This window comes from Agromyces litoreus (genome assembly GCF_040496015.1).
GTDB classification, from domain to species: Bacteria; Actinomycetota; Actinomycetes; order Actinomycetales; family Microbacteriaceae; genus Agromyces; species Agromyces litoreus.
In genome coordinates this window covers 1-23160 of sequence record NZ_JBEPKA010000004.1, presented here as the reverse complement: position 1 = coordinate 23160, position 23160 = coordinate 1, and the positions used below count along the sequence as shown (strand labels likewise).

The following is a 23160-nucleotide window of genomic DNA, read 5'->3' as shown; positions in this document are numbered from 1 at the left end:
GAGCGGATGCCCGGAGTCGGCGTCGCCGCGCTCGCCGCGGCGTTCGCGTGGCTCGTGCACCTCGGGGCGCCCGTACTGCCGCTGCTCACCGTCGCCGTGGCGACGGGCATCGTGGTCGGCCAGGTCCCGAGCCTGCGTCCCACGCTGGACGGCGCCCTGCGCCCGGGGCTGGCGTTCTCGGCGCGCACCCTCCTGCGGACGGGCATCGTGCTCCTCGGGCTGAAGCTCAGCCTCGGCGACATCGCCGGGCTCGGCTGGCTCACGATCCTCACGACGGTCGGGGTCGTGGTGCTCACCTTCGCGGGCACCCTGGGATTGGGGCGCGCGATGCGCCTGCCGGGCCACGAACCGCTGCTCATCGCGAGCGGCTTCGCGATCTGCGGCGCCTCGGCGATCGGTGCGATGGCCGCGACCGTCCGCGCGCGCGACGAGGAGCAGGCCCGGCCGGTGGCGCTCGTGACGTTGTGCGGCACGCTCGCCATCGCCGTGCTGCCCGCGCTGTGGCATCCGCTCGGCCTCACGGCGCCGCAGTTCGGGCACTGGGTGGGCGCCGGGGTGCACGACGTCGGGCAGGTCGTCGCGACCGCGCAGATCGCCGGCGCATCGGCGCTGGCCGTCGCGGTCGTCGTGAAGCTCACGCGCGTGCTGCTGCTCGCGCCGATGGTCGCCATCACGGCGGCCGTCGAGCGCCGGCGCGCCGTGGAGGCGACCGGCCCGCGGCCGGCGATCGTGCCCCTGTTCATCGTCGGCTTCCTGGCGGCCGTGCTGGTGCGCACGTTCCTGCCGGTGCCCGAGGCGGTGCTGACGGCGGCCGACGTCGTGCAGACGACGCTCCTCGCGATGGCGCTGTTCGCGCTCGGCGCCTCCATCCGGGTCGCCGCGCTGCTGCACACCGGGTGGCGCGCCCTCGTCACCGGACTGGCGTCGTGGGTGCTGGTCGCCGCGCTCGCCTACGGCGCGGTGCTGCTCGGCTGAACTCCGGCGGCGCCCGCGGCGCCGCCCGCTCCGTCCGTCCCCGCGTCCGCTCGGATGCGGATCGCGACCTTGCCGCGCACCCCGCCCGACGCCAGCCGGGCGAGCGCCTCCGGCCCCCGGTCCATCGGGAAGACCTCGTCGACCACGGGCCGTAGGCGGCCCGCCTCCGCGAACCCGCGCAGCTCGTCGAGGTCGTCGCCGCGGTGCGCGGCCGCGAGCGGCTTCAATCGCCGTCTCGTGAACGGCGCTCGCAGCGCGGCCGCGACCATGCGCGGCAGGGGTCCGAGCACCCGCGAGCCCGTGCCCGCCGACAGCACGAGGGTGCCGCGGGGCGCGAGGATGCGCACGAGCGCGGCGAGCGACTGCGCGGCGACGAGGTCGAGGATGACGTCGTACGTCGCGCCGTCGGTCGTCGGGTCCTCGGTCCGGTGGTCGATGACCCGGATCGCGCCCGCGGCGCGCACGTGGTCGGCCTTCGCGCCGCTCGCGACGCCCGTGACCGCGGCACCGAGCGCGGTCGCGAGCTGCACGGCGTACGTGCCGACGCCGCCGGACGCACCGATCACCAGCACGCGATCGCCCGGTCCGACGCGGCCGAGGCGCAGCGCCTGCAGCGCGGTCGCCGCGGACACCGGGATGACCGCGGCGTGCGCGTCGTCGAGGTTCGCAGGGGCGCGTCGCACGTGGGTCGCCCGCAGCACCACCGTCTCGGCGAAGCCTCCCCGATCCGACTCGGCGTACACGCGGTCGCCGACGGCGAGCGCGGTGACGCCCTCGCCGACGACGGAGACGACGCCGGCGATGTCGCGCCCGGCGACGGGACGGCGCGGCCTGGTCCGGCCGAAGGCGGCGCGGATCATGAGCGGCTCGCCGCGCATGATCCACACGTCGCCCGCGTGCACGCCGGCAGCGGTCACGGCGACGGCGACTTCGCCGGCGCCGGGCCGGGCCGGCTCCGGCACCTCGGCGACCGCGAGCACCTCGGGGCCCCCGTAGCCGGTCTGGACGATCGCGCGCATCATGCCTCCTGGTACTCGGGCACGGGCGTGACGACGACCGTGCCGGCCTTGTGTCCGGTGTCGACGATGCGGTGCGCACCGGCGATGTCGTCGAGCGGGAGCACCCGTTCGACGAGGGGGGTGAACGCGCCCGCGGCCGCGAGCGCGGCGAGCTGCTCGAGGTCGGGTCGCTTCGCCTCGGCGGAGCGGAGCCCCGTGAACCTGACGATCGCGCGCCGGCGGCCCAGCCGCGAGGCCGCCTGCTGCGCCAGCAGGGTCCACGACGGGACGGTCGTCAGGTACCGGCCGTCCGGCGCGAGCACCGCGCGGGCCCGCCGGTAGGTCGCCTTGCCGACCGCATCGAACACGACGTCGAACGGTGCGCCCGCGGCATCCGACCGCATCGGGTCCTCGCGGGAGTAGTCGACGACGCGGGCGGCGCCGAGCCCTCCGACGAGGTCGACGTGCGCCGGACCGCACACCGCGGTCACCTCGGCGCCGAGGTGCGCGGCGATCTGCACCGCAGCCGCCCCGACCGCGCCCGACGCGCCGTTCACCAGCACGCGACTGCCCGCTCCGACCCGCCCGGCGTCGCGCAGGAACGGCAGGGCCGTCATCGCGCCGTCGCAGATCGCGACGGCGGTCTCGACGGAGACGTCGCCCGGCAACGGCACGATCGCGCCGTCCTCACGGACCACGACGGCCTCGGCGTGCGCGCCGCCGTCGGCGCCCGTCGCCCCGAAGACCCGGTCGCCGACCGCGAACCGCGTGACCTCGGCGCCGACCGAGTCGACGACGCCGGCGAAGTCCGAGCCCAGCACCGCGTTGCGCGGGCGGCGCAGCCCGAAGGCGAGCCGGGCGAACCAGGGCGAACCCGAGCGCCCCGCCGCATCCGCCGCCCCGACCGAGGCCGCATGCACGCGCACGCGCACCTCGCGCTGGCCCGGTTCCGGACGTTCCCGCTCCTCGACCCCGACGACCTCGGGGGCACCGTACCGGTGATATGCGGCGATCCTCATGGCGCCGACACCTCCTCATGGGGGTACTGGAAGACCTCGTCGAGCGGCACCCCGAACACCCGAGCGATCTGGAAGGCCATCTCGAGCGACGGCGAGTACCGACCCTGCTCGATGGCGATGACGGTCTGTCGCGTGACGCCGAGCCGAGTCGCGAGCTCCGCCTGGGTCATCTCGCCGTGGCGGAAGCGGAGCGCGCGGATCTCGTTGGTGACCCGCGTGGGCTTCACCATGCGGGCACCCCCCGGCGATAGGCGAACAGCCGCGTCACGCTCTCGAGCACCGCGGCGAGCAGGAAGCACAGGTAGATGACGTTCGCGATCCAGAACCAGTCGGCCTCGAGCATCGACAGCACGAGCGCGCCGAGCGCGCCGATGACGACGAACGAGCTGCCGACGCGGCTGCCGAGCCGGTCGATCTCGCGATCCCGCACGTCGCCCTTCGTGCTCTCGCTCGGGAACACGATCTCGACCAGGATCCGGCCGACGATCGAGGCGACGATCGCGCCGCCGATCGTCCAGAGCATCGGAGCCACGTAGCCGATGTCGCCGACCGCGACACCACCCGCGAGCTGGGGCAGGACCAGCGAGAGGTACACCCCGTATCCGACGACGGAGACGACGAGGTAGACCCAGGTGCCCTTCTCCTCGTACGACATGCTCACGCCCCTTCCCCGGCGAGCGCCCGGCGTGACGGGCGCGAGGTCGGCGGGTCGTCGACCTCGCCGCGGGATCGCGCCGAACGGATGCCGCCGGCCACGAGCCATCCGATGAGCACGACCTCCCCGATGAAGGTGAACATCGCGATGCCCGGGTCGGCCTGCGACGCGAGGAGCCGGATGACCGTGTCGGCCGCGTACCCGAGGCCTGCCACGCCGACGAGCACGCCGACCACGGTCGCGGCGACGCCCGCGCGTCGGACGAGGAGGACCCCGACCACGACGAGGTGCGCGCCGAAGACCAGCAGCGCGCCGTTCCAGGCCGCGTCGAACGCCTGCAGCTGCTCCTGCACGAGCGCGGCGCGATCGGCGCGGCCGATCGCCGGGGCGTCCGCACCGTCGGCGATCCGAACGGCGTGGCCGACGTGGCCGATCGCGGCGACGAACGCCGCCGCGTAGACGAGGCGCAGCGCCGCGGCGAGGACGGCACCGCGCGGGTCCCGGGTGCGCAGCACGACCCAGAGTCCCCAGGCGACGACGACGTCGAGGACCGCGATGCCGTACAGCGCGAGGACCACCCAGCCGAACCGTCCGTCCGACCGGGCGATGACCTCGTCGGGTGCCGCCGTCGATCCGAGTTCCGCGATCGCGCCGAGCGCCGCGAATCCGAGCACGGCCATGAGCGCCAGGGCGCCCGCCGAGGCGAACCACCCGATCGGCCCCTCCGCGGTGCGCGTCGCGCCCGCTCCGTTCGCGTCCATGTCGTCTTCCCTTCCGGATGTCAAGAATGCTTGACATCCAGTGTCAAGCAGAATCGACATGGTGTCAAGTATTCTTTACAGAGCGGACCGCGCCGCCGGGCGGCGCACCTGCCTCGGGGCAGCGCCGGGCAGCGCGGCTAGTGCTCGGCGCCGCCGACCAGCTTCAGGCCGACGACGCAGCCGACGAGTCCCGCGATGAGCGCGAGCCGCGCCCACGAGACCTCCGTCTCGCCGGTGAGCATCGCCCAGCCCACGGTGAGCGCCGCGCCGATCCCGACCCAGACCGCGTAGGCGGTGCCGACCGGGATGCCGCGCATCGCCCAGGCGAGGCCGCCCATCGAGACGACCAGCGCGACGCCGAACACGATCGACGGCCAGAGCCTGGTAAACCCCTCGGACTTCCCGAGGGCGGTGGCCCAGACGGCCTCCAGCACGCCTGAGACGATGAGGACGATCCACGACATGACGACACTCCTTCGGCCAGTCTTGTCGCGTTCCGGGTACTGGGTTCCCTCGTCCGGGGCCGCCGTGCGGCGACCTGCTCGAAGGCTAGCAACGGGCCCTGATCACGGCCTGTGCACCGGCAGCGCGCGCACGGACGGCGACTGCTCAGCGCCCCGCGAGCTCCGTCGGCGAGCTGCTGCCGGGCACGGCCGCGCGGTCCGCCGCGAACCTGGGGGGCGCCGGACCCGTCCCGTCCGCGAGGTCGGCCAGGATCCGCCCCACGACGGGCGTGAACTTGAACCCGTGGCCGGAGAACCCGGCACCGACCACGATCGGGCCGATCCGGTCGAGCACGAAGTGCTCGTCGGGCGTGGTGGTGTAGGTGCAGCTGATCGGCGTGACCGCGTCGGCGTCCACGCCGGGGAGCCAGTCGCGCGCGTAGCGCTGCAGGTCGGCGAGCTGGTCGGGCACGGGGAGGAAGTCACGCGCGTCGGGATCCGCGAGTGGGCCGACCCCGTGCCATCCGGCCTTGACGCCCTCACCCGGCGTCAGCATGCCGTAGACCGGCGAGCGCCAGTAGCCGTACCCGTCGGCCGGGCTCCCGGGGAATTGGTTGTAGCTCGGCCAGGGCATGCCGTCGTCGCGCACCGCGAAGTGCGCCGGCTGCTCCTGGGTGACCACCAGCGGCGGAAGCGGGAGTGCCCCGATGAACTTCGTCGTCCACGCGCCGAGCGTGACGACCGCCGTGCGGGCCTCGAAGACCTGCTCGGCCCCGTCGTCCGACGTCGACGCGACCCGCACGCGGTCGCCGCCGACGACCTCGATCGCCGTGGCTCGCGTCCGGTGCCGCACGTCGGCGCCGAGCGCGGCGGCCCGGGCGTGCAGTGCCGCGACCGCGGCATCGGCATCCACCCGGCCCGCGCGCTCGTTGAACAGCACGCGGGTGTCGAAGCGGATGCCGGGCCAGCGGCGGGACGCCTCCTCGACGGGCAGGAACTCCGCAGGGATCCCGGCCGCCGTGAGCGCCGCGTGCACGACGTCGAAGTGCGGCGTCGGGCCGTGGTTCGCCACGCCGACCAGGTCGAGCAGCGACGCACCGGACTCGGCCTCGAGCTCGCGCCACAGCGGCAGCGCCTCGACGAGCATCGCGACATACGCCGGGTCGGCGTACCCGACGTTGAAGTTGCGCGAGGCCCCGTGCGACGACCCGTTCCGGTGGCCCGGCTCGAACCGCTCGAGCAGCGTCACCTCGCGCCCGCGCCGCGCCAGCTGCCAGGCGGTGGCGGCGCCCATCGCACCGCCGCCGACCACGACGGTCTCGACGCCGACGACGCCGGTCATGTCACCGGCCCCCGGGCCGCTCCGACGCGACCGCGCGCAGGTGCTCCAGGATCACGCGCCAACGCTACCGCGCCCGTTGGCAGGCGGTCGCGCAGGATTGGCAGCCGCCGCCGACGCGGGCGCGACGCCGGGGCGCCACGATGGACCCATGGACCTGGACCGGGAGACCGCCCTCATCGTGATCGACGTGCAGCAGGGGTTCGACGACCCGTACTGGGGCGAGCGCGACAACCCCGACGCCGAGGCGAACATCGGCAGGCTGGTCGGAGCGTGGGCGGAGGCCGAGGCGCCGATCGTGCTCGTGCGCCACGATTCGCGCACGCCCGGATCGCCGCTCGAGCCCGGCACGCCCGGCAACGCCCTGAAGCCCGTCGTCGCCGACGCCCCGCACGACCTGTTCGTGACGAAGCACGTGAACTCGGCCTTCTACGGCGACCCCGACCTGCAGGCGTGGCTCGACGAGCGCGGCATCCGCCGGCTCGTGGTCTGCGGCATCCAGACGAACCAGTGCGTCGAGACGACCGCCCGGATGGCGGGCAACCTCGGCTACGACGTCGTGCTGCCGATCGACGCGACGCACACGTTCGAGATGGAGGGACCCGGCGGCATCCGCCTCGCCGCGGCCGACCTCGCTCGGGCGACTGCGGTGAACCTCCACGGCGGCGGCTTCGCCACCGTCGCGACGACCGACGACGTGCTGGGCGGGTAGGTCGCGCACGCGGCATCCGTTGCCCCCCGTTACGGACGACAGCGGCCGGGGCGCCCGGCGCGGCTACCGTGGCGCCATGGCAGACCGCGAATACGGCTTCAAGACCCGCGCAATCCACGCCGGCAACATCCCCGACGCGGACACGGGCGCCCGCGCGCTCCCGATCTACCAGTCGAGCGCATTCGTCTTCGACGACACGGCCGACGCGGCGGCGCGCTTCGCGCTGCAGAAGTACGGCAACATCTACTCGCGCCTGGCGAACCCCACGGTCGCGGCGTTCGAGGAGCGGATCGCGAGCCTCGAGGGCGGCCTCGGCGCGGTCGCGACCGCGAGCGGCCTGTCGGCGCAGTACATCACCTTCGCGAGCCTCGCCGGCTCCGGCGACCACATCGTCGCCTCGGCGAACCTGTACGGCGGCTCGATCACCCAGCTGGACGTCACGCTCCGCCGATTCGGCGTCGAGACCACCTTCGTGAACTCGTCGGACCCGGCCGACTACGCCCCCGCGATCACGGAGCGCACCAAGGCGATCTTCGTCGAGACGATCGCGAACCCGTCGGGCGAGATCGCCGACCTGGAGGGCCTCGCCGACGTCGCGCACGCGCACGGCATCCCGCTCATCGTCGACTCCACGATCGCGACGCCGTACCTGAACCGGCCGATCGAGTGGGGCGCCGACCTGGTCACGCACTCGGCGACGAAGTTCCTCGGCGGGCACGGCACGACGCTCGGCGGGGTCGTCGTCGAGTCGGGCCGGTTCGACTGGCACTCCGAGAAGTTCCCGCTGTTCGGCGAGCCCGTACCGAGCTACGGCGGGCTGCAGTGGTCGGGCAACTTCGGCGAGTACGCGTTCCTCACGCGCCTCCGGGCCGAGCAGCTGCGCGACATCGGCCCGGCCCTGGCACCGCACTCGGCGTTCCTCCTCGCCCAGGGCGTCGAGACCCTGCCGTACCGCATCCAGGCGCACCTGGACAACGCGCGCGAGGTGGCGGCGTGGCTCGCCGCCGACCCGCGCGTCGAGCGCGTGCTCTGGGCCGGACTGCCCGACCACCCGCACTTCGCGCGCGCTGGGAAGTACCTGCCGAAGGGGCCGGGCTCGGTGTTCAGCTTCGAGGTGAAGGGCGGCCGCGAGGTCGGACGCAAGCTCATCGAATCGGTCCGGCTCGCGAGTCACCTCGCGAACATCGGCGACGCGAAGACGCTCATCATCCACCCGGCCTCGACGACGCACGCGCAACTGACCGACCAGCAGCTCGTCGACGCGGGCGTACGGCCGGGCGTCGTGCGCCTCTCGGTGGGCATCGAGGACGTCGAGGACATCGTCGCCGACCTCGACCAGGCCCTGACCAGCGCGACGCGCGAGCGCGCCCTGACCGCCGTGGGAGGCGACCGATGAGCATCGTGAACGAGACCGACCTGGCCACGGCGACGGCGGAGGGCGCCACCGACCTCGAGACGGTGCGACTGGTCAACGGACTGTCGTGCGAGCTCCCGGCGAGCTCGCCCCTGGCGAAGCTGCTGAAGTCCCAGCGCACGTGGACCGGACCTGACGCGAAGCAGCGTCGCCGGATCCTCGACGCCGCATCGTCGGTCGCGATCGTCGGCGCCTCGCCGAAGCCGCAGCGCTCGAGCTACTTCGTCGGCACCTACCTCCAGCAGTCGAGCGGCTATCGCGTGTACTTCGTCAACCCGAACGAGACCGAGATCCTCGGGCAGCCCGCGTATGCGAGCCTGGCCGACCTCCCCGAGGTCCCCGACGTCGTCGTGGTGTTCCGGCGCGGCAGCGACATCCCGTCGGTCGTCGACGACGTCGTCGCGGTCGGCGCGAAGGCGATCTGGGTCCAGCTCGGCATCTGGAACGAGGACGCCGCGTACTCCGCCGAGGAGCAGGGCCTCACGGTCGTGATGGACCGGTGCATCAAGGTCGAGCACGCGCGCTTCCACGGCGGCCTGCACCTGCTCGGCTTCGACACCGGGCAGATCTCGAGCCGTCGCGGCGGGCGCTGAGACGCGGCGGGGACGAAGCCGCCGCGGGTGCTGAGTCGCGACGGCGCGCGATCGCCGTCCGGACTCAGGCCGTGGCTGCGTCGTGCTCGGCGCGCAGGTACTTCGGCGCCTGCACCCGCCAGGCCTCGGTCACGAGCTCGACGAGGTGGTCGCGCTCGATGGCGGCGAGGCGGAACGCGACCTTCGGCTCGCCCCACGGCGTCGTCGTCCGGAGGAAGACGTCCGGCGCCATCTGGACGAGGGCCAGGGCATCGACCCGGTCGGCGACCTTGACGCCCACCACGGGCTCGGCCGCGATGATCTCTCGGATCTCGGCGGGGATGCTGGGCCACGGATGGCACTCCCACGCGTAGAGCCTCCGACGCACGAACCAGGCGGCGCCGCCCGTGGTCGCACGCTCCTCGCTGCCGGGCAGCCGCGCAGCGGCGTCTCGAACGTCGTCGATGGTGGCCACGCCACGAGACTACGCCGGGTGGACGGGCGTCAGGCGGCGGGCGCCGTGGCGACGGCCGGGCCGGAGATGCTCCCACGCACGTCGATGCCGAAGGCCAGGATGTGCACCGGCGTGCCGTCGGGCCGTTCGAAGGTGAACTCGCGCTCGAGCAGGCGCTCGAAGCCGAGCCGCTCGTACAGCCGACGGGCAGCGGCCATCTGCTCGCCCGTGTTCAGCACGACCCGGCGGAGGCCGCGGGCGGCGGCGAGCGCGACGACGTGCCGCACCATCGCCTCGCCGACCCCGCGTCCGCGGGCCGCACCGGAGACGCCGAGGAAGCGGAAGTCGAGTTCGTCCTCCTGGCGCGCGACCGCCGACATGCGCCGGCCCGGGCGGGGCGTCGTCACCGTGCCGAGCACCTCGCCGGTCGCCGCGTCGGCGGCGACCCACACCTCGTGCTCGCGAGCCCGGTCGCCGACCGCCTCGATCTCGTCGAGGTACGCGTCGGTGAGCTCGTAGTCGCCGGCGTAGGCGTCGCGGACGAGCCGCCCGACCAGTCGCGTCTCGTCGTCGCGCATGCGTCGGAACTGCAGGCCGCCGGCGGCGGGGGTGGACGGTGTACGCCCGGGAGACGGATCGATCGTGGACATCCCCACCAGCCTAGGCGCGCGTGCCTGTGGCTCCGCCGAGACCGGACCACGCGACGACAGCACCGTGACACCATGCCCTCCCCCCAGTGACACTTGACATGACACCACGATGGTGTCACTCTGGCGTCATGGACTTGAACCCGTACGTCGACGACCTCCAGCGACGGCTCACCGTCGCCGCCGAGATGGGCGGCGACGAGGCCCTGGAACTCGCCCGGCGTCTGAGCGCGCCGCTGGACGCCGCGACCAGGCTGGTGCTGCTCGAGGCGCTGTCCGCCGCGGCCGGCGAGATCACGGCCGAGCTCGCTCCCGGGTCCGTCGACGTCCGCCTGCGCGGCCGCGATCCCGAGTTCGTCGTGACCACGCCCGCGTCGACGACGTTCGAGCCGGCCGCCGACGACGGCGCGGCGGCGATCATCCCCCCGCCGGCGACGAGCGACGAGTCCGCAGCGACGGCGCGCACCACCCTGCGCCTGCCCGACCAGCTGAAGGCGCAGGTCGAGCAGGCGGCATCCCGCGACGGCGTCTCCGTGAACACCTGGCTCGTCCGGGCGATCGCCGCCGCCGTCGCCCCGCCCCCCGCGCGGCGACCCTCCGACACCCGCCCGGCCGGTGGCGACGCGAACCGCATCACCGGCTGGGTCCGCTGAACGATCACCTTCGAGGAGCCGTCATGACCGCGTACCAGACCCCCGAACCCGTCGTCGTCGACGTCGACCTCGGCTGGGGCGACCTCCATGTCGTCGCATCGGAGCGCTCGGACACCCACGTCGAGGTCCTGCCCGCCGACCCGGAGAAGCCGGCCGACGTCAGGGCCGCCGCCGACGCGGCGGTCGATCTCGTCGGCGACGTGCTCACCGTGCGCACCACGAGGGGATGGCTGCACTACACGCCGTTCGGCGGCGCGGGGCAGGTCGAGGTGCTGATCCGGGTGCCCGAGGGGTCCGAGGTGCGCGGCGCCGCCGGCGCCGGCCGGCTCCTCGCCGAGGGCGCGTTCGGCGCCGTCGGGTACCGCACGGGCGCGGGCGACGTCCGGGTCGACGAGGCCGAACGCGTCACGGCGCGCACCTCGTCCGGCTCGATCATCGTCGGTCGCGCGACCGGCGCCGTCGAGCTCACGTCGTCGGCCGGCAGCATCCGCATCCGCGAGCTCTCGGGCGAGGCGCTGATCAAGAACCCGAACGGCTCGACGACCATCGGCGAGGTCACCGGCACCCTCGTCGTCCGGGGCGCCCACGGCGACGTCACCGTCGCCGACGCCCGAGGCTCGGTCACCGCGCGGACCAGCCACGGCAACCTGCTCGTCGAGCGCATCGACGGCGGCAGCGTCCGGCTCGAGGCGGGCTACGGCGGCATCGAGGTGGGCGTCGCCGAGGGCACCGCGGCCTGGCTCGACGTGTCGAGCCAGCACGGGGCGGTCCGCAACACCCTCCAACCCGCCGACGCACCGGACGCCGACGAGACCACCGTCGAACTGCACGCCCGCACGAGCTGGGGCGACATCCTGATCCGCCGCCCGAGCTCCGCGCCCGCCCGCTAGCCCCGCCGAACCGGGACCGCACCAGGCGCCGGACCACCGAGTCCGACGTCGGGGCGGTCGAGCGCGCCCGCACCACCATCCACGAACCCCGCCGCGCACGGCACGACCGTGCCACGCGGTCCGACGAGAGACGGAGCATCCACCATGACCATCGACCAGACCCGGGCCCCCGCCATCCGCGCGCGCGGCCTCGAGAAGTCCTACCGCAAGGACGAACAGGTGCTGCGCGGCGTCGACTTCGACGTCGCACCGGGCAGCATCTTCGCCCTCCTCGGCGCCAACGGCGCCGGCAAGACCACCGTCGTCAGGATCCTCTCCACGCTGCTCCGCGCCGACGCGGGATCGGCCGAGGTGAACGGCCTCGACGTGGCCGCGAACGGGGCGGCGGTCCGCGCGTCGATCAGCCTGACCGGGCAGTTCGCCGCCGTCGACGAGGTGCTCAGCGGACGCGAGAACCTGATCCTGGTGGCGCGGCTGCGGCACCTGCCGGCCCCGGGCCGGATCGCCGACGACCTCCTCGCTCGGTTCTCGCTCACCGCGGCCGGCGGTCGGCGCGTCTCGGAGTACTCGGGCGGCATGCGCCGTCGCCTCGACCTCGCGATGAGCCTCATCGGCGAGCCGCCCGTCATCTTCCTCGACGAACCGACGACCGGGCTCGACCCGCAGTCGCGACTGGAGGTGTGGCAGGCGGTGAAGGAGCTCGCCGCGAACGGCACCACCGTGCTGCTCACGACGCAGGTCCTCGACGAGGCCGAGCACCTCGCCGACCGGATCGCCATCCTGCACGAGGGCCGGATCCTCGTGAACGGCACGCTCGCCGAGCTGAAGCGGCTCCTGCCGCCGACGACGGTCGAGTACGTCGAGAAGCAGCCCACCCTCGAGGAGGTCTTCCTGGCGCTCGTCGGCGAGGGCCGCTCCGTCCACGACCCGGCCGACACGGCCGCCCGCCCCACGACCGGAACGGAACGATGATGACCACCACGACTCCGACGATGACGACGTCCACCCACGTCCTCGGCGACACGGCCGTGCTCACCGGCCGCTCGCTCCGGCACATCACGCGCAGCCTCGACACCGTGATCACGACTGCGATCATGCCGATCGCCTTCATGCTGCTGTTCGTGTTCGTCTTCGGCGGCGCGATCGACACCGGCTCCGACGCGGCCTACGTGGACTACCTGCTGCCCGGCATCCTGCTCATCACCGTCGCGTCCGGGGTGTCGTACACCGCCTACCGCCTGTTCCTCGACCTGCAGGGCGGGATCTTCGAGCGATTCCAGTCGATGCCCATCGCTCGCGCGAGCGTGCTGTGGGCGCACGTGCTCACGTCGCTCGTCGCGAACCTCGCCTCCCTCGCGATCGTCGTGGGAGTGGCCCTGCTCATGGGCTTCCGCACCGGTGCCGGCGTCGCCGCCTGGCTCGCGGTCGGCGGGATCATGGTCCTCTTCACGCTCGCCCTGACCTGGCTCGCGGTGATCCCCGGCCTCACGGCGAAGTCCGTCGACGGGGCGAGCGCCTTCTCGTACCCGCTCATCCTGCTGCCCTTCATCAGCTCGGCGTTCGTGCCGACCGAGAGCATGCCGGGGCCGGTCCGCGTGTTCGCCGAGGTCCAGCCGGTGACGGCGATCGTCGACACCATCCGCGCGCTGTTCGCCGGGCAGCCGGTGGGCCCGGAGCTCTGGGTCGCGCTCGCGTGGCTCGTCGGCATCCTCGTCGTCGCCCACGGGGTCGCGATGCTCGCCTACCGCCGCCGCCGCGCCCAGCGCGGCACGTGACGCCCGGCCGCGCACGATTCTTCGAATCCGCGGCGAATCCCTGCGCGTGCTGCGACGTAGCCTTGGAGGGTGACAGCGTTCGTCTCAGCCCTCGACCTGTTCTCGATCGGCATCGGCCCCTCGAGTTCGCACACGGTCGGACCCATGCGGGCCGCTCGGATCTTCGTCGACGCGCTCGACCAGGGCGGACACCTCGACCGCGTGCGCCGGGTCACCTGCTCGCTCTACGGCTCGCTCGGCGCCACCGGCCTCGGGCACGGCACCCCGGACGCCGTCATCGCCGGGCTCGGCGGGCTCGCGCCGCACGACTGCGACCCTGACGACGTGCGCAGCGCGTGGACGAGGCTGGCCGACGGTGCCGAGGTGCACCTCGCAGGGCGGCACCCGATCCGGATGGCGCAGTCGGACGTGTCGCTCGAGCCGCGGACGCGGCTGCCGGGCCACCCGAACGCGCTCGCACTGCAGGCCTGGGGCGACGACGACGCCCTGCCGATCGCCGAGGAGACCTACTACTCCGTCGGCGGCGGGTTCATCCGCCGCGACGGCGACGCGCCCGAGCAGGCCGAGGCGCTGCGCCATCCGCTGCCCTACTCCACCGCCGCGGAGCTGCTCGAGCTCTGCGAGGAGCACGGCGTGAGCCTCTGCGACATCGCGTGGCGCAACGAGGTCGCCGCGCACGGCGAGGAGGGCATCGTCGCCGGCCTGGACGCGATCTGGGATGCGATGGCCGAGTGCGTCGAGCACGGCCTGCACACCGAGGGCACACTGCCGGGCGGCCTCCGGGTGAAGCGCCGCGCGCCCGAGGTGCGGCGCCGGCTCGAGGAGCACGACCGCGACGAGCACCTGCGCGACACCTCCACCGAATGGCTGCACGCGTTCGCGCTCGCGGTGAACGAGGAGAACGCGTCCGGCGGGCGTGTGGTCACCGCGCCCACGAACGGCGCCGCCGGCATCATCCCGGCCGTCGGGCACTACTACCTTCGATTCGTCCCCGGTGCCGACCGCGAGGGCATCCGGCGCTACCTGCTCACCGCGTCGGCGATCGCGAGCCTCGTGAAGAAGAACGCCTCGATCTCCGGCGCCGAGGGCGGATGCCAGGCCGAGGTCGGCTCGGCGTGCGCGATGGCCGCCGGCGGCCTGTGCGCGGTGCTCGGCGGGACGCCGCAGCAGATCGAGAACGCGGCCGAGATCGCGATGGAGCACCACCTCGGACTCACGTGCGACCCCGTCGCCGGCCTCGTGCAGGTGCCGTGCATCGAGCGCAACGCCATCGCCGCCTCGACGGCGGTCTCCGCGGCACGGCTCGCACTGCACGGCGACGGCACCCACATCGTCTCGCTCGACACCGTGATCGAGACCATGCGCCAGACCGGCATCGACATGATGACGAAGTACAAGGAGACGAGCGAGGGCGGCCTCGCGGTGAACGTGATCGAGTGCTGAGGACGCCCGTGGCCGTTCCTGTCCCCCGAACGGGTTCCTTCCTCGGCGGCCAGTGGGCCTGACAGGGTAGGCCGGGTGGACCTCGACTACCTCACCGGCGCCGGCTTCGCCGCCCTCCTCATCGGCTCGCTGATCTACCTGGCGATCCTCGCCCTCAGCATCTGGATCGGCTACCTGGTCATCAAGGCCGCCGTCCGGAACGGGCTCCGCGAGCACACCCTCTGGCTCGAGCAGCGGCGCGGCCCGATCCGCTGATCCGGGCGGGCCAGGTCAGCAGGCGCAGGTCACCGCCGGAGCCGTTCCGGCCACGTTGGTGAGCACGTCGACCTCGCGACGGGCGCGTCCCTCATCGGTCTCGACGTCGAAGCCCTCGCGCACCCAGTACTCGAATCCGCCGAGCATCTCCTTGACCGGGTGACCGAGGGTCGCGAACGCGAGCGCGGCTCGCGTCGCGCCGTTGCAGCCGGGACCCCAGCAGTAGACGACCACGGGCGTGCCGGGCGCGAGGCGACCCCGGCCCTCCTCGAGGATTCGTCGGCCGGGCAGGTGCAGGGCGCCCGGGATGCGGCCTGCGGACCACGCCGCATCGCTGCGCGTGTCGACGAGCGCGAACCCGGGCGCGCCCCTCGACAGGCCGCTCGCGACGTCCGAGACGTCGGTCTCGAACGACAGTCGCGCCCGGAAGTGGCGGACGGCCTCCTCCGGCGGGGCGACGTGGGCGAAGAGTCCGTCGGCGAGGGCGTCCGACGCGGCGTCGGCCGAGCCGTGCGGCGTGCTGGCGGTGGAGGGCGTGGCGGTCGTCATGGTGACGATGCTCGCATCCCGGCCGCCCTGCAGCCCCACCGCATCCGGTCGTCGATGCAGGAGATCGCGCCAATGCCCGCGCGGACGGATCAGGCCCCGGCGAGGAACGCCGCGACGGCCCCGCCGAGCGCGGCGAGGTCGTCGACGTGCGCGAGCTCGCGCGCCGAGTGCATCGACAGCAGGGGCGGACCGACGTCGACGGTGCGGATGCCGAGGCGCGTCGCCGTGAGCGGGCCGATCGTCGAACCGCACGGGATGGTGTTGTTCGAGACGAAGGGCTGCATCGGCACGCCCGCCGCATCGCAGGCGGCCGCCCAGAGCGCGGCGCCCGCGGCATCCGTCGCGTACCGCTGGTTCGCGTTGAGCTTCAGCAGGGTGCCGCCTCCGAGCACCGGCCGGTTCACCGGGTCGTGCCGTTCCGGGTAGTTGGGGTGCACGGCGTGGCCGGCATCGCTCGAGACGTGCCACGAGGCCGCGAAGGCGCGACGCGACTCCTCGATGCTCGCGCCGAACCCGGCGCCGATGCGCGCGAGGACGTCCTCGAGGAACGGGCCGCTCGCACCCGAGCGGGACGCCGATCCGAGCTCCTCGTGGTCGAAGGCGGCGAGCACGCTGATGTGGTCCACGTCGGACGGCGTGTCGACGAGCGCGGTGGCGCCCGCGTGCACCGAGGTCAGGTTGTCCATGCGACCGGACGCGAAGAAGACGTCGCCGCGGCCGAAGCGCGCGGGCGCCGCGGCGTCGACGACGTGCACGTCGTGGCCGGCGACGTGCTCCGGCGCCACCCCGGCGAGCGCGGCGAGGTGCGCGACCACGTCCGACGGCTCGCCGCCCACGGGCTCCACCCCCCAGATCGGCTGCACGTGGCGCTGCTTGTCGAGCACGAGGCCGTCCTTGTTCACGCCGCGATCCAGGTGGACGGCCAGCTGAGGGATCCGCAGCATCGGCCCGGTGGCCACGAGGTGCATCGCGCCGTCGCGCGTCGACAGGCGCCCGGCCAGCCGCAGCTCGCGATCGAGCCACGAGTTCAGCAGCGGGCCGCCGTAGACCTCCACGTTCGCCTGCGCGAGGCCGGCGGCTGCGCTCGAGGGGTTCGGCTTGAGCTTGAACGACGGCGAGTCGGTGTGCGCGCCGAGGATCCGGAACGGCGTCGTCGCGGTGGCGCCGTCGGGCTGCACCCAGGCGATCACCGCGCCGTCGCGGACCACCACGCGCCGACCCGGGCCCGACGGCCACGCGTCGAGCTCGTCGAGCCGTTCGAAGCCCGCCTCCTCGAGCCGCCGAGCCACCTCGGCGGCGGCGTGGTACGACGACGGCGAAGCCGTCACGAATGCGGAGAAGTCATCGAGGTACGCGTCGACGTCGGGAATGCCCATCCCCCCATCTTCGCAAACCCGTGGCGCCGGCGGACCCGGCGCCCGCGCGGCTCCGCTCAGGCGAACCGCACGGCGGCCTGCAGCCGCGCGCGCACCTCCATCGCGTCGGACCCGCCCAGCACCGGCGCGCCGGGGATGCCCTCGCGGATGGCGCTCGCGAGCCGCGAGCGACGCACCAGGGCCACGGCGGCGCCGCGGACCGATCCGCCGATCTCGAGCGGGGTCGACGCGTCGTCGTCGGGCACCGCCACGACGAGCGCGGTGGGCTTGACCCGGGCCGGCCGGGTCACCGACTTGGCCCGTGCCGCGAGCTCTCGCATCGGCCGCTCCCCCGCCAGCGCCTCGCCGACGAGCTCGCCGCGCTTGAACGCGACGGGCCCGCCCCAGTCCTCCGACTGGATCGCGATGAGGCCCGTCGGCCCGAGCACGAGGTGGTCGAGCTTCGGCGGCAGCGACGGGCCCGCGGCGTCGGTCGCGAGGTCGTGCCAGACCGTGTATGCGATCCCGAGCGTGGAGAGCGACCTCGCCGTCTCCTCCTCCGCGAGCGCATCGGCCAGGACGTGCCGGATGTCGCGCGGCGCGCTCCGGACGAGCGCCGGGTCGTACGGGTCGTCGAGGGTGACGCCCCGACCGGCCCACTCCCGGATCAGGTCGAGGTAGCGCTGCCTCGACCAGCCGCCCGGATGTCCGTACGTGCGCGCGAGCGGACGCGAATCCCTGCGCGGCCTCGGCGCCGACGGCGCCCACGGCGCGTGCTGCGGCTCGGCCATGCCCGGTCCCGAGCCGCGGTCGAATGCCGCGCGAGCCTCGGGCGTGCCGACGAGCTCCCACGCGCGCTGCACCGCATGGAAGTGCTCCGCGTCGCCGCCCGTGTCCGGATGCGCGTGCCGCAGGGCGCGCCGGTACGCCGCCCGCAGGGTCGTGAGGTCGGCATCGGCGGGCACGCCGAGGACCTCGTACGGCGAATCGGAGAGCGGGGAGTCGGGCATGGGCTCGCTTTCGGTGGGCGAGCACGAGGATACCGTCGCGGTCCGGGATGTCGCCGAGCGTCGCCCGCGCGCGACCGCCCGCGGTGGATAGACTCCGGATCGTCCGGGGCGGGAGGACGCGATGGTGTGGGACGTCAACTGGTGGGCCGTGCTCGTGGCGACGGTCGCGGCGCTCGTCATCGGCTCGTTCTGGTACACGCCGCGGGTCTTCGGCAACTACTGGATGCGCGTCGCGCGCGTCGACGACTCCGGCGACCGGGGCGCGTTGGCCCCCATCGCGACCACGGTCCTCATGAGCGCGGTGTCGGCCTGGGTGCTCGCGGTCGCCGTGGGGGTCGCCTGGACGGCGTTCGGCGGGCCCTACGTCCTCGTGGCGGTCGGCACGGCGGCGCTGCTGTGGACCGGGTTCACGGCGGCGCGGTTCCTCACCCACGACGCCTTCGAGGGCAGGCCCGCCGGGCTCACGGCGGTGAACGTGGCCCACGAGGCCGTGACCTTCCTCGTCATGGCCGTCATCATCGGCGTGTGGCCGCCGGCCGGGACGACCTGACCGCGGGCCGGTGCGCGGGCCGTCCGGTCAGTCGACCACCGGGCGGAGCATCCCGCCCGCCACGAGTTCGCGCGTCGCGGCCGCGAGCTCGTCCCACAGGGCGGCGCGGTCGACCTCGAGCAGGTCGGCGATGGCGTCGACGAGCACGCCGAGCGGCAGCTCGCCGTCGGCGGCGCCGACGAGCGCCGCGAGTCCGGTGCCGGCGTCGACCACGCGACCGAATCCGCCGCCCTGGCGCAGCAGGATGACGGTGGGCTGCTCGGCGCCCGGCCAGTGGTGCCGCTCCTCGGTCACGTCGTCGGCCACGGCGACGCGCAGGGCGCGCAGGGCCGCGTCGTCGAGGGCGTCGACGAGGTCGGATGCCGCGAGGCACGCGTCGAGGTGGGCGGCGAGTCCTCCAGAGGTGTCGCCGAGCGGCCCGTGCAGGCGCTCCGCGCGCGCGAGCGTCGGCGCGCGGCCGGCCACCGGGCGGCGGAGGAGCACGTAGCCGAACCCGACCGACTCGACGCCGCGCGCGGCGAAGTCCTCGAGCCACGCGTCGTGCAGGTCCTCGAACTCGGACGTCCCTGGACGGGTTCCGCCGTCTCGGATCCAGGTCTCGGCGTACTCGCTCGGGTCCTGCCGCTCGCGTTCGACGATCCAGTACTCCAGGCCAGCGTCCGCCGCCCAGCCCGCGATCCGCTCGAGCCCGTCCTCGAGGTCGTCGGCGGCGCGCCGGTACTCCCAATTGCCGAGGAGCTGCGCGATCCCGCCGCTGCGCAGGTGATCGCCCGCGCCCCGTACGACCGCCTCCACGATCGAGTCGCCGACGAGCCCGCCGTCCCGGTACTCGTATGCGGGCACGCCCGCGACCCGCGGCGTGATCACGAAGGGCGGGTTCGAGACGATGCGGTCGACCCGCTCGCCGCCGAGCGGGTCGTAGAGGCTGCCGAGCCGGAAGTCGACGCCGTCGACGCCGTTGAGCCGCGCATTCAACCGGGCGAAGCGCAGTGCCCGCTCGGAGATGTCGCTCGCGATGACGCGGTCGCTGAACCTGGCGGCGTGCATCGCCTGGATGCCGCACCCGGTGCCCAGGTCCAGCGTGGTCCCGGTGCGACGCTGCAGCAGCTGTCCGCTCAGCGTCGTGGACGCACCGCCGACGCCGAGGACGTATTCCTCGGGAAGCGCGCCACCCGTGGCGAGCTCGCCGGGGTCCGACGCGATCCACCATTCGCCCGCTCCGGCGGGGTCGGAGAAGGCATAGGGTCGCAGGTCCATCGCGGGCCGAGCGCGCCCGCCGTCGAGGCGGATGAGCCCGAGCCCGACCGCGCCCTCGAGGCCCAGGCTCGGCAGCGCCTCGGCGAGGTCCGCCTCCGGAACGGACCGGCCGAGGACGACGCAGCGCACCAGGGTCGCGAGGGCCCGGTCCGGCGCATCGACGTGGTCGAGCGCGCGGAGCGCGGGGACGCGGTGCCCGCGGCGGAGCGCAGCACCCGGATGCGTCGATGTGGCGGCGGCACCCCGCTCCCAGAGCGCCTCGATCCGACCGACCGCGAAGCCGGCGGCCTCGAGGTCGGCGGCGAGGCGATCGATGAGGGCCGGATCCGCGTCGCGGCCGGCGGGGTCCACGGGGTGCTCCCCGCGCAGCGTCGTCACCGGACCATTCAACCAGCCTCCCCGGCGAGCGGGTCGGACGCACGGGGCCGCGGACACCCGACGGTCACCCGCCCGTCATCCGGGGTCCACGGCCCGGCCGCGCCGTGTAACCCGCACGACACACGGGCCGCGTACGGTCGGTTACCATCGGACGAGCGAGGGGAGGTCGCACATGGCGGAGCCGCGGACGCTGGAACGGCTGCGACAGGACGCACGCGACGAACTCGCCGCGCTCATCGAGTTGCGCTGCCGGCTCGGCGAGGACCCGTGGGCGTTCCTGCCCGAGATGCCGTCGGTCGACGAGCAGGTCGTCGCGACCCTGCGCGAGGAGCGGCTGCACTCCGACAAGTGGGGTCCGGCACGCGCCCGCGCGTACCACCCGACGGCTCGGCGGGGCGCCGTCGAGCGCTTCGAGTACGAACTCCTCCGCGAGATCGCGCTGGATCACCCCGAACTCAGCTCGGCGGTCTGGGCACTGATCGGGCGGGTGCCCTCGACCTGGTGAGCGGGCGCGACCGCGTCAGCCCGCGAGTGCCGGTCCCCTGGACGCTCGGATGCGGCGAACGAGGGCGACGAGCGCGCGCCAGCCGAGCAGCAGCAGCGCGAGCGTCGCCGTGGCGACGATGACGAAGGCCGCGGCCGCATCCTCCCCGGTCGCGATGCGCGCGAGCATGCCGATGACGACCGTCGCGAGCCAGGCCGCGATGCCCGTGGGGATCAGCGCGGCCGGGCGGCGCCACGCGCGAACGAGCAGCCATCCGGCGCCGAGGCCGAGCAGGAACGGCCACGCGGTCGCCCAGACCCCCGCGGCGTCGAGCCCCTCCTGGTGGCTCGCACGGCCGATCCCGGCGAACACCACGACGAGGACGGCGTCCAGTGCGAAGAAGGCGGCGGCGATGCCGCGGCCGGGCGGGGTTCGGGTCATCCCTCGATCGTAGGTCGTGTCGCACCGGGTCCGGACGAGAGCTCCCGGAGCGCGGCCGCGTCGGTCACGGGCAGTTCGCAGACGAAGGCCCGGCAGAAGTAGGCGGTGGCCGTGTCGCGTCCGATCGAGCGGCCGGCGAACAGCTCGAATCCCGCGTCCGTGAACCCGTCGGCCTGGGAAGCCGTCACGACGGCGGTCAGCGAGGACGCGACCCGCCGAGCCGCGCGAACGAGTTCCGCGGATCGACTCCGACGGTCCGCGGCACCGTCGACGGCACGGGAGTCGCGCCGGGCGACGTCCTCGAGGTCGTCGGGCACGACCACGACGAGCTGGACGGGGGGCTCCGCGAGCCGGGCCATCACGCCCAGCGCACCGCCGAACGCGATGGGGCGCTCGGGCGCGATGCCCGCCACGCCTCGCATCGCCGCCGCCGCCAGCTCGCCGTAGCGCGCCCCGGACCCCATCGCCGAGAGCAGCAGCGCCGCGTCCGCGCAGGCCGAGATCCCCGACGGGGTCGCACCCTCGGCGGGGTCGTCGGCGAAGCTCAGCCCCCGTGCCGCGAGCACCGGATCGCCGCCGCCCGGAGCGGAGAACGCCGCGTCGACTCCGCGCTGCCGGGCCCCCTCGGCGGCCGCGTCCACGAGGTCGCGGGCCGCGACCGCGTACTCGACCGATCCGGTCGCGAGTGCCAGCCGGAGGAGCCCGCCCGCGAGCATCCCCGTGTCCTCGAGGGTCGCCGGTGCCCCCGACGCGTCGCCGCCGAGTGACGCGCGCACGAGTGCGCCGTCCGCGCGCATATGGGACGCCAGCATCAGGTCGGCCGCGCGCCGCGCGGCCGCCAGTGCTCGTTCGTCGGCGAAGACCTGCCCGGCCCGGGCGGCTGCCCCGATCGCGAGGCCGTTCCATCCGGTGAGGAGCTTCTCGTCGAGACTCGGCGGATCCAGGCCCTCACGCCCCACCTCGTCGCGTCGGTAGTACCCGCCCTCGTCGCGACGTCCGTCGATCACGCTCTCCGAGTCCTGCGCGCTCGCGAAGCCACCGCTCGGAAGCTGCAGGCGTTCGGTGAGGAACGCGACCAGGCCGGCCGCGAGGTCGTCCAGGAACGGAGGCGGATCCTCGCCCGTGGCCAGGTCCGCCGCGACGGCGAGGAGCAGGGCGTTGTCGGTGAGCATGCGCTCGTAGTGCGGCTCGGACCAGTCCGCCCTCGTCGCGTAGCGGAAGAATCCGCCCTCGACCGGATCGCGCAGCGGCGATGCGCCCATCCGCTTCAGGGTCCGCGTCGCGAGCCCTCGACCGTCCGGCCCGGATGAGGCCAGGAACCCGAGGACGGGTGCGACGGGGAACTTGGGCGCCGTCCCGAATCCGCCGTGCACCGGGTCCTCGTCGTCCGCGAGGCGGCGGACGGCGTTGTCGAGCGCCGACCGGTCGGGCAGTCCTCCATGCGTCGCGGCCCGGGAGGCGGAGGCCAGCGCATCGCCGACGGCCTCAGCGGTGCGGTCCAGGTCGCCGCGACGCGTTCGCCATGCCTCGTCCGCGGCATCGAGCACGTCGACGAAGGCGGGGATCCCGGACGTCGCGCGGGGTGGGAAGTAGGTGCCGGCGTAGAACGCCCGCCCGTCGGGTCGTGCGAACACCGTGAGCGGCCAGCCGAGCTGACGTGTGAACGCGGATGCGGCGGCGAGGAAGGCGGCATCGACCTCGGGGTGCTCCTCCCGGTCGACCTTGATCGCGACGAACCGCGAATTGATCGCCGACGCCGTCTCCGGGTCGCTGAAGCTCTCGCGCGCCATCACATGGCACCAGTGGCACGTCGCGTACCCGATCGACACGAGGAGGGGAACGTCCCGGCGCCGGGCCTCGTCGAATGCGGCCTCTCCCCAGGGGTACCAGTCCACGGGGTTGTCGGCGTGGGCGCGCAGGTACGGGCTCAGCGCATCGGCCAGGCGGTTCCCCATGGCCCCAGCGTAGGCGCGCCGGGTGTCGCGTTAACTGCAGAAGAGCCGCCCGGCGTTGGGCGGCTCTTCTGTGAAGGATGTCCGGCGGTGTCCTACTCTCCCACAGGGTCGCCCCTGCAGTACCATCGGCGCTGCGAGTCTTAGCTTCCGGGTTCGGAATGGGTCCGGGCGTTTCC

27 protein-coding genes, 1 rRNA gene and 1 riboswitch are annotated in these 23160 nt (G+C 73.9%); of the genes, 12 read left to right on the top strand and 16 right to left on the bottom strand.

Going from position 1 to position 23160, the window contains the following annotated elements; all coding sequences use genetic code 11:
• Nucleotides 1-6 precede the first annotated feature (6 nt).
• Entirely contained in the window at nucleotides 7-975 is a 969-nt protein-coding gene (locus ABME01_RS04320) for a YeiH family protein (RefSeq protein WP_353827326.1), read from the top strand.
• On the opposite strand, the gene ABME01_RS04315 is transcribed toward ABME01_RS04320, so the two are convergent.
• The 7 genes from ABME01_RS04315 to ABME01_RS04285 all read right to left on the bottom strand — a co-directional run bounded on the left by ABME01_RS04315 (nucleotide 951) and on the right by ABME01_RS04285 (nucleotide 6193).
• On the bottom strand, nucleotides 951-1997 hold the full coding sequence (locus ABME01_RS04315) for an NAD(P)-dependent alcohol dehydrogenase (protein WP_353827133.1): 1047 nt from the start codon (nucleotides 1995-1997) through the stop codon (nucleotides 951-953). The two genes, ABME01_RS04320 and ABME01_RS04315, sit on opposite strands and share 25 nt — an antisense overlap.
• A complete protein-coding gene (locus tag ABME01_RS04310) occupies nucleotides 1994-2992 on the bottom strand; it encodes an NAD(P)-dependent alcohol dehydrogenase (RefSeq protein WP_353827132.1) in 999 nt (332 codons plus the stop codon). The genes ABME01_RS04315 and ABME01_RS04310 overlap by 4 nt, the downstream gene beginning before the upstream one ends.
• Nucleotides 2989-3222, bottom strand: coding sequence for a helix-turn-helix transcriptional regulator (locus tag ABME01_RS04305; protein ID WP_353827131.1), 234 nt, complete (start codon nucleotides 3220-3222; stop codon nucleotides 2989-2991). Before ABME01_RS04305 ends, ABME01_RS04310 begins: the two co-directional genes overlap by 4 nt.
• Nucleotides 3216-3647, bottom strand: coding sequence for a hypothetical protein (locus tag ABME01_RS04300; RefSeq protein WP_353827130.1), 432 nt, complete (start codon nucleotides 3645-3647; stop codon nucleotides 3216-3218). The genes ABME01_RS04305 and ABME01_RS04300 overlap by 7 nt, the downstream gene beginning before the upstream one ends.
• 2 nt (nucleotides 3648-3649) lie before the next feature.
• On the bottom strand, nucleotides 3650-4408 hold the full coding sequence (locus tag ABME01_RS04295) for a DUF4386 domain-containing protein (protein ID WP_353827129.1): 759 nt from the start codon (nucleotides 4406-4408) through the stop codon (nucleotides 3650-3652).
• A gap of 137 nt (nucleotides 4409-4545) precedes the next feature.
• Nucleotides 4546-4872 carry a DMT family transporter gene (locus tag ABME01_RS04290; protein ID WP_353827128.1) on the bottom strand — a complete coding sequence of 109 codons (327 nt, stop codon included), beginning with the start codon at nucleotides 4870-4872 and terminating at the stop codon, nucleotides 4546-4548.
• Nucleotides 4873-4883: 11 nt separating this feature from the next.
• A riboswitch (guanidine-III (ykkC-III) riboswitch) is annotated at nucleotides 4884-4950 on the bottom strand.
• Between the two features lie 67 nt (nucleotides 4951-5017).
• The gene (locus ABME01_RS04285; RefSeq protein WP_353827127.1) at nucleotides 5018-6193 is read right to left on the bottom strand and encodes an FAD-dependent oxidoreductase; all 1176 of its coding nucleotides are present in this window, start codon (nucleotides 6191-6193) and stop codon (nucleotides 5018-5020) included.
• Nucleotides 6194-6341: 148 nt separating this feature from the next.
• On the opposite strand from ABME01_RS04285, the gene ABME01_RS04280 reads away from it, so the two are divergent.
• The 3 genes from ABME01_RS04280 (at nucleotide 6342) to ABME01_RS04270 (ending at nucleotide 8909) form a co-directional block, all read left to right on the top strand.
• Nucleotides 6342-6902, top strand: a complete 561-nt coding sequence (locus ABME01_RS04280; RefSeq protein WP_353827126.1) for a cysteine hydrolase family protein — start codon at nucleotides 6342-6344, stop codon at nucleotides 6900-6902.
• 76 nt (nucleotides 6903-6978) lie between these two features.
• On the top strand, nucleotides 6979-8298 hold the full coding sequence (locus ABME01_RS04275) for an O-acetylhomoserine aminocarboxypropyltransferase/cysteine synthase family protein (protein ID WP_353827125.1): 1320 nt from the start codon (nucleotides 6979-6981) through the stop codon (nucleotides 8296-8298).
• Nucleotides 8295-8909 (top strand): CoA-binding protein, encoded by a 615-nt coding sequence (locus ABME01_RS04270; RefSeq protein ID WP_353827124.1) that lies wholly within the window; start codon nucleotides 8295-8297, stop codon nucleotides 8907-8909. The genes ABME01_RS04275 and ABME01_RS04270 overlap by 4 nt, the downstream gene beginning before the upstream one ends.
• Before the next feature lie 64 nt (nucleotides 8910-8973).
• On the opposite strand, the gene ABME01_RS04265 is transcribed toward ABME01_RS04270, so the two are convergent.
• Nucleotides 8974-9363, bottom strand: coding sequence for an MmcQ/YjbR family DNA-binding protein (locus ABME01_RS04265; RefSeq protein WP_353827123.1), 390 nt, complete (start codon nucleotides 9361-9363; stop codon nucleotides 8974-8976).
• Nucleotides 9364-9392: 29 nt separating this feature from the next.
• Nucleotides 9393-9992: a GNAT family N-acetyltransferase gene (locus ABME01_RS04260; RefSeq protein WP_353827122.1), complete on the bottom strand. Its 600-nt coding sequence runs from the start codon at nucleotides 9990-9992 to the stop codon at nucleotides 9393-9395.
• Between the two features lie 128 nt (nucleotides 9993-10120).
• On the opposite strand from ABME01_RS04260, the gene ABME01_RS04255 reads away from it, so the two are divergent.
• From ABME01_RS04255 to ABME01_RS04230, 6 genes are all read left to right on the top strand, one after another.
• Nucleotides 10121-10642, top strand: coding sequence for a histidine kinase (locus ABME01_RS04255; RefSeq protein ID WP_353827121.1), 522 nt, complete (start codon nucleotides 10121-10123; stop codon nucleotides 10640-10642).
• Between the two features lie 23 nt (nucleotides 10643-10665).
• Complete coding sequence (locus tag ABME01_RS04250; protein ID WP_353827120.1) at nucleotides 10666-11532, top strand: DUF4097 family beta strand repeat-containing protein; 867 nt, start codon at nucleotides 10666-10668, stop codon at nucleotides 11530-11532.
• 144 nt (nucleotides 11533-11676) lie between these two features.
• Complete coding sequence (locus ABME01_RS04245) at nucleotides 11677-12504, top strand: ABC transporter ATP-binding protein (protein WP_353827119.1); 828 nt, start codon at nucleotides 11677-11679, stop codon at nucleotides 12502-12504.
• 20 nt (nucleotides 12505-12524) lie between these two features.
• Complete coding sequence (locus tag ABME01_RS04240; protein WP_353827118.1) at nucleotides 12525-13307, top strand: ABC transporter permease; 783 nt, start codon at nucleotides 12525-12527, stop codon at nucleotides 13305-13307.
• A gap of 69 nt (nucleotides 13308-13376) precedes the next feature.
• Nucleotides 13377-14750 (top strand): L-serine ammonia-lyase, encoded by a 1374-nt coding sequence (locus ABME01_RS04235; RefSeq protein WP_353827117.1) that lies wholly within the window; start codon nucleotides 13377-13379, stop codon nucleotides 14748-14750.
• A gap of 75 nt (nucleotides 14751-14825) precedes the next feature.
• Complete coding sequence (locus ABME01_RS04230) at nucleotides 14826-15005, top strand: hypothetical protein (protein ID WP_353827116.1); 180 nt, start codon at nucleotides 14826-14828, stop codon at nucleotides 15003-15005.
• 15 nt (nucleotides 15006-15020) lie between these two features.
• Here ABME01_RS04230 and ABME01_RS04225 read toward each other — a convergent pair whose 3' ends face one another.
• From ABME01_RS04225 to ABME01_RS04215, 3 genes are all read right to left on the bottom strand, one after another.
• Complete coding sequence (locus tag ABME01_RS04225) at nucleotides 15021-15554, bottom strand: rhodanese-like domain-containing protein (protein ID WP_353827115.1); 534 nt, start codon at nucleotides 15552-15554, stop codon at nucleotides 15021-15023.
• A gap of 89 nt (nucleotides 15555-15643) precedes the next feature.
• A complete protein-coding gene (locus tag ABME01_RS04220) occupies nucleotides 15644-16930 on the bottom strand; it encodes a M18 family aminopeptidase (protein ID WP_353827114.1) in 1287 nt (428 codons plus the stop codon).
• Nucleotides 16931-16986: 56 nt separating this feature from the next.
• Nucleotides 16987-17919 (bottom strand): J domain-containing protein, encoded by a 933-nt coding sequence (locus ABME01_RS04215; protein WP_353827113.1) that lies wholly within the window; start codon nucleotides 17917-17919, stop codon nucleotides 16987-16989.
• 121 nt (nucleotides 17920-18040) lie between these two features.
• Here ABME01_RS04215 and ABME01_RS04210 point away from each other — a divergent pair, with 121 nt between their 5' ends.
• Nucleotides 18041-18469 carry a DUF1761 domain-containing protein gene (locus ABME01_RS04210; protein ID WP_353827112.1) on the top strand — a complete coding sequence of 143 codons (429 nt, stop codon included), beginning with the start codon at nucleotides 18041-18043 and terminating at the stop codon, nucleotides 18467-18469.
• 27 nt (nucleotides 18470-18496) lie between these two features.
• On the opposite strand, the gene ABME01_RS04205 is transcribed toward ABME01_RS04210, so the two are convergent.
• Complete coding sequence (locus ABME01_RS04205; protein WP_436407397.1) at nucleotides 18497-20077, bottom strand: DUF7059 domain-containing protein; 1581 nt, start codon at nucleotides 20075-20077, stop codon at nucleotides 18497-18499.
• 199 nt (nucleotides 20078-20276) lie between these two features.
• On the opposite strand from ABME01_RS04205, the gene ABME01_RS04200 reads away from it, so the two are divergent.
• Nucleotides 20277-20609 carry a hypothetical protein gene (locus ABME01_RS04200; RefSeq protein ID WP_353827110.1) on the top strand — a complete coding sequence of 111 codons (333 nt, stop codon included), beginning with the start codon at nucleotides 20277-20279 and terminating at the stop codon, nucleotides 20607-20609.
• 15 nt (nucleotides 20610-20624) lie between these two features.
• Here ABME01_RS04200 and ABME01_RS04195 read toward each other — a convergent pair whose 3' ends face one another.
• The 3 genes from ABME01_RS04195 to rrf all read right to left on the bottom strand — a co-directional run.
• Nucleotides 20625-21029, bottom strand: coding sequence for a DUF3054 domain-containing protein (locus ABME01_RS04195; protein WP_353827109.1), 405 nt, complete (start codon nucleotides 21027-21029; stop codon nucleotides 20625-20627).
• Nucleotides 21026-22984 carry a thioredoxin domain-containing protein gene (locus ABME01_RS04190; protein WP_353827108.1) on the bottom strand — a complete coding sequence of 653 codons (1959 nt, stop codon included), beginning with the start codon at nucleotides 22982-22984 and terminating at the stop codon, nucleotides 21026-21028. Before ABME01_RS04190 ends, ABME01_RS04195 begins: the two co-directional genes overlap by 4 nt.
• Nucleotides 22985-23063: 79 nt before the next feature.
• A 5S ribosomal RNA gene (rrf, locus tag ABME01_RS04185) occupies nucleotides 23064-23160 on the bottom strand; the annotation flags it as partial.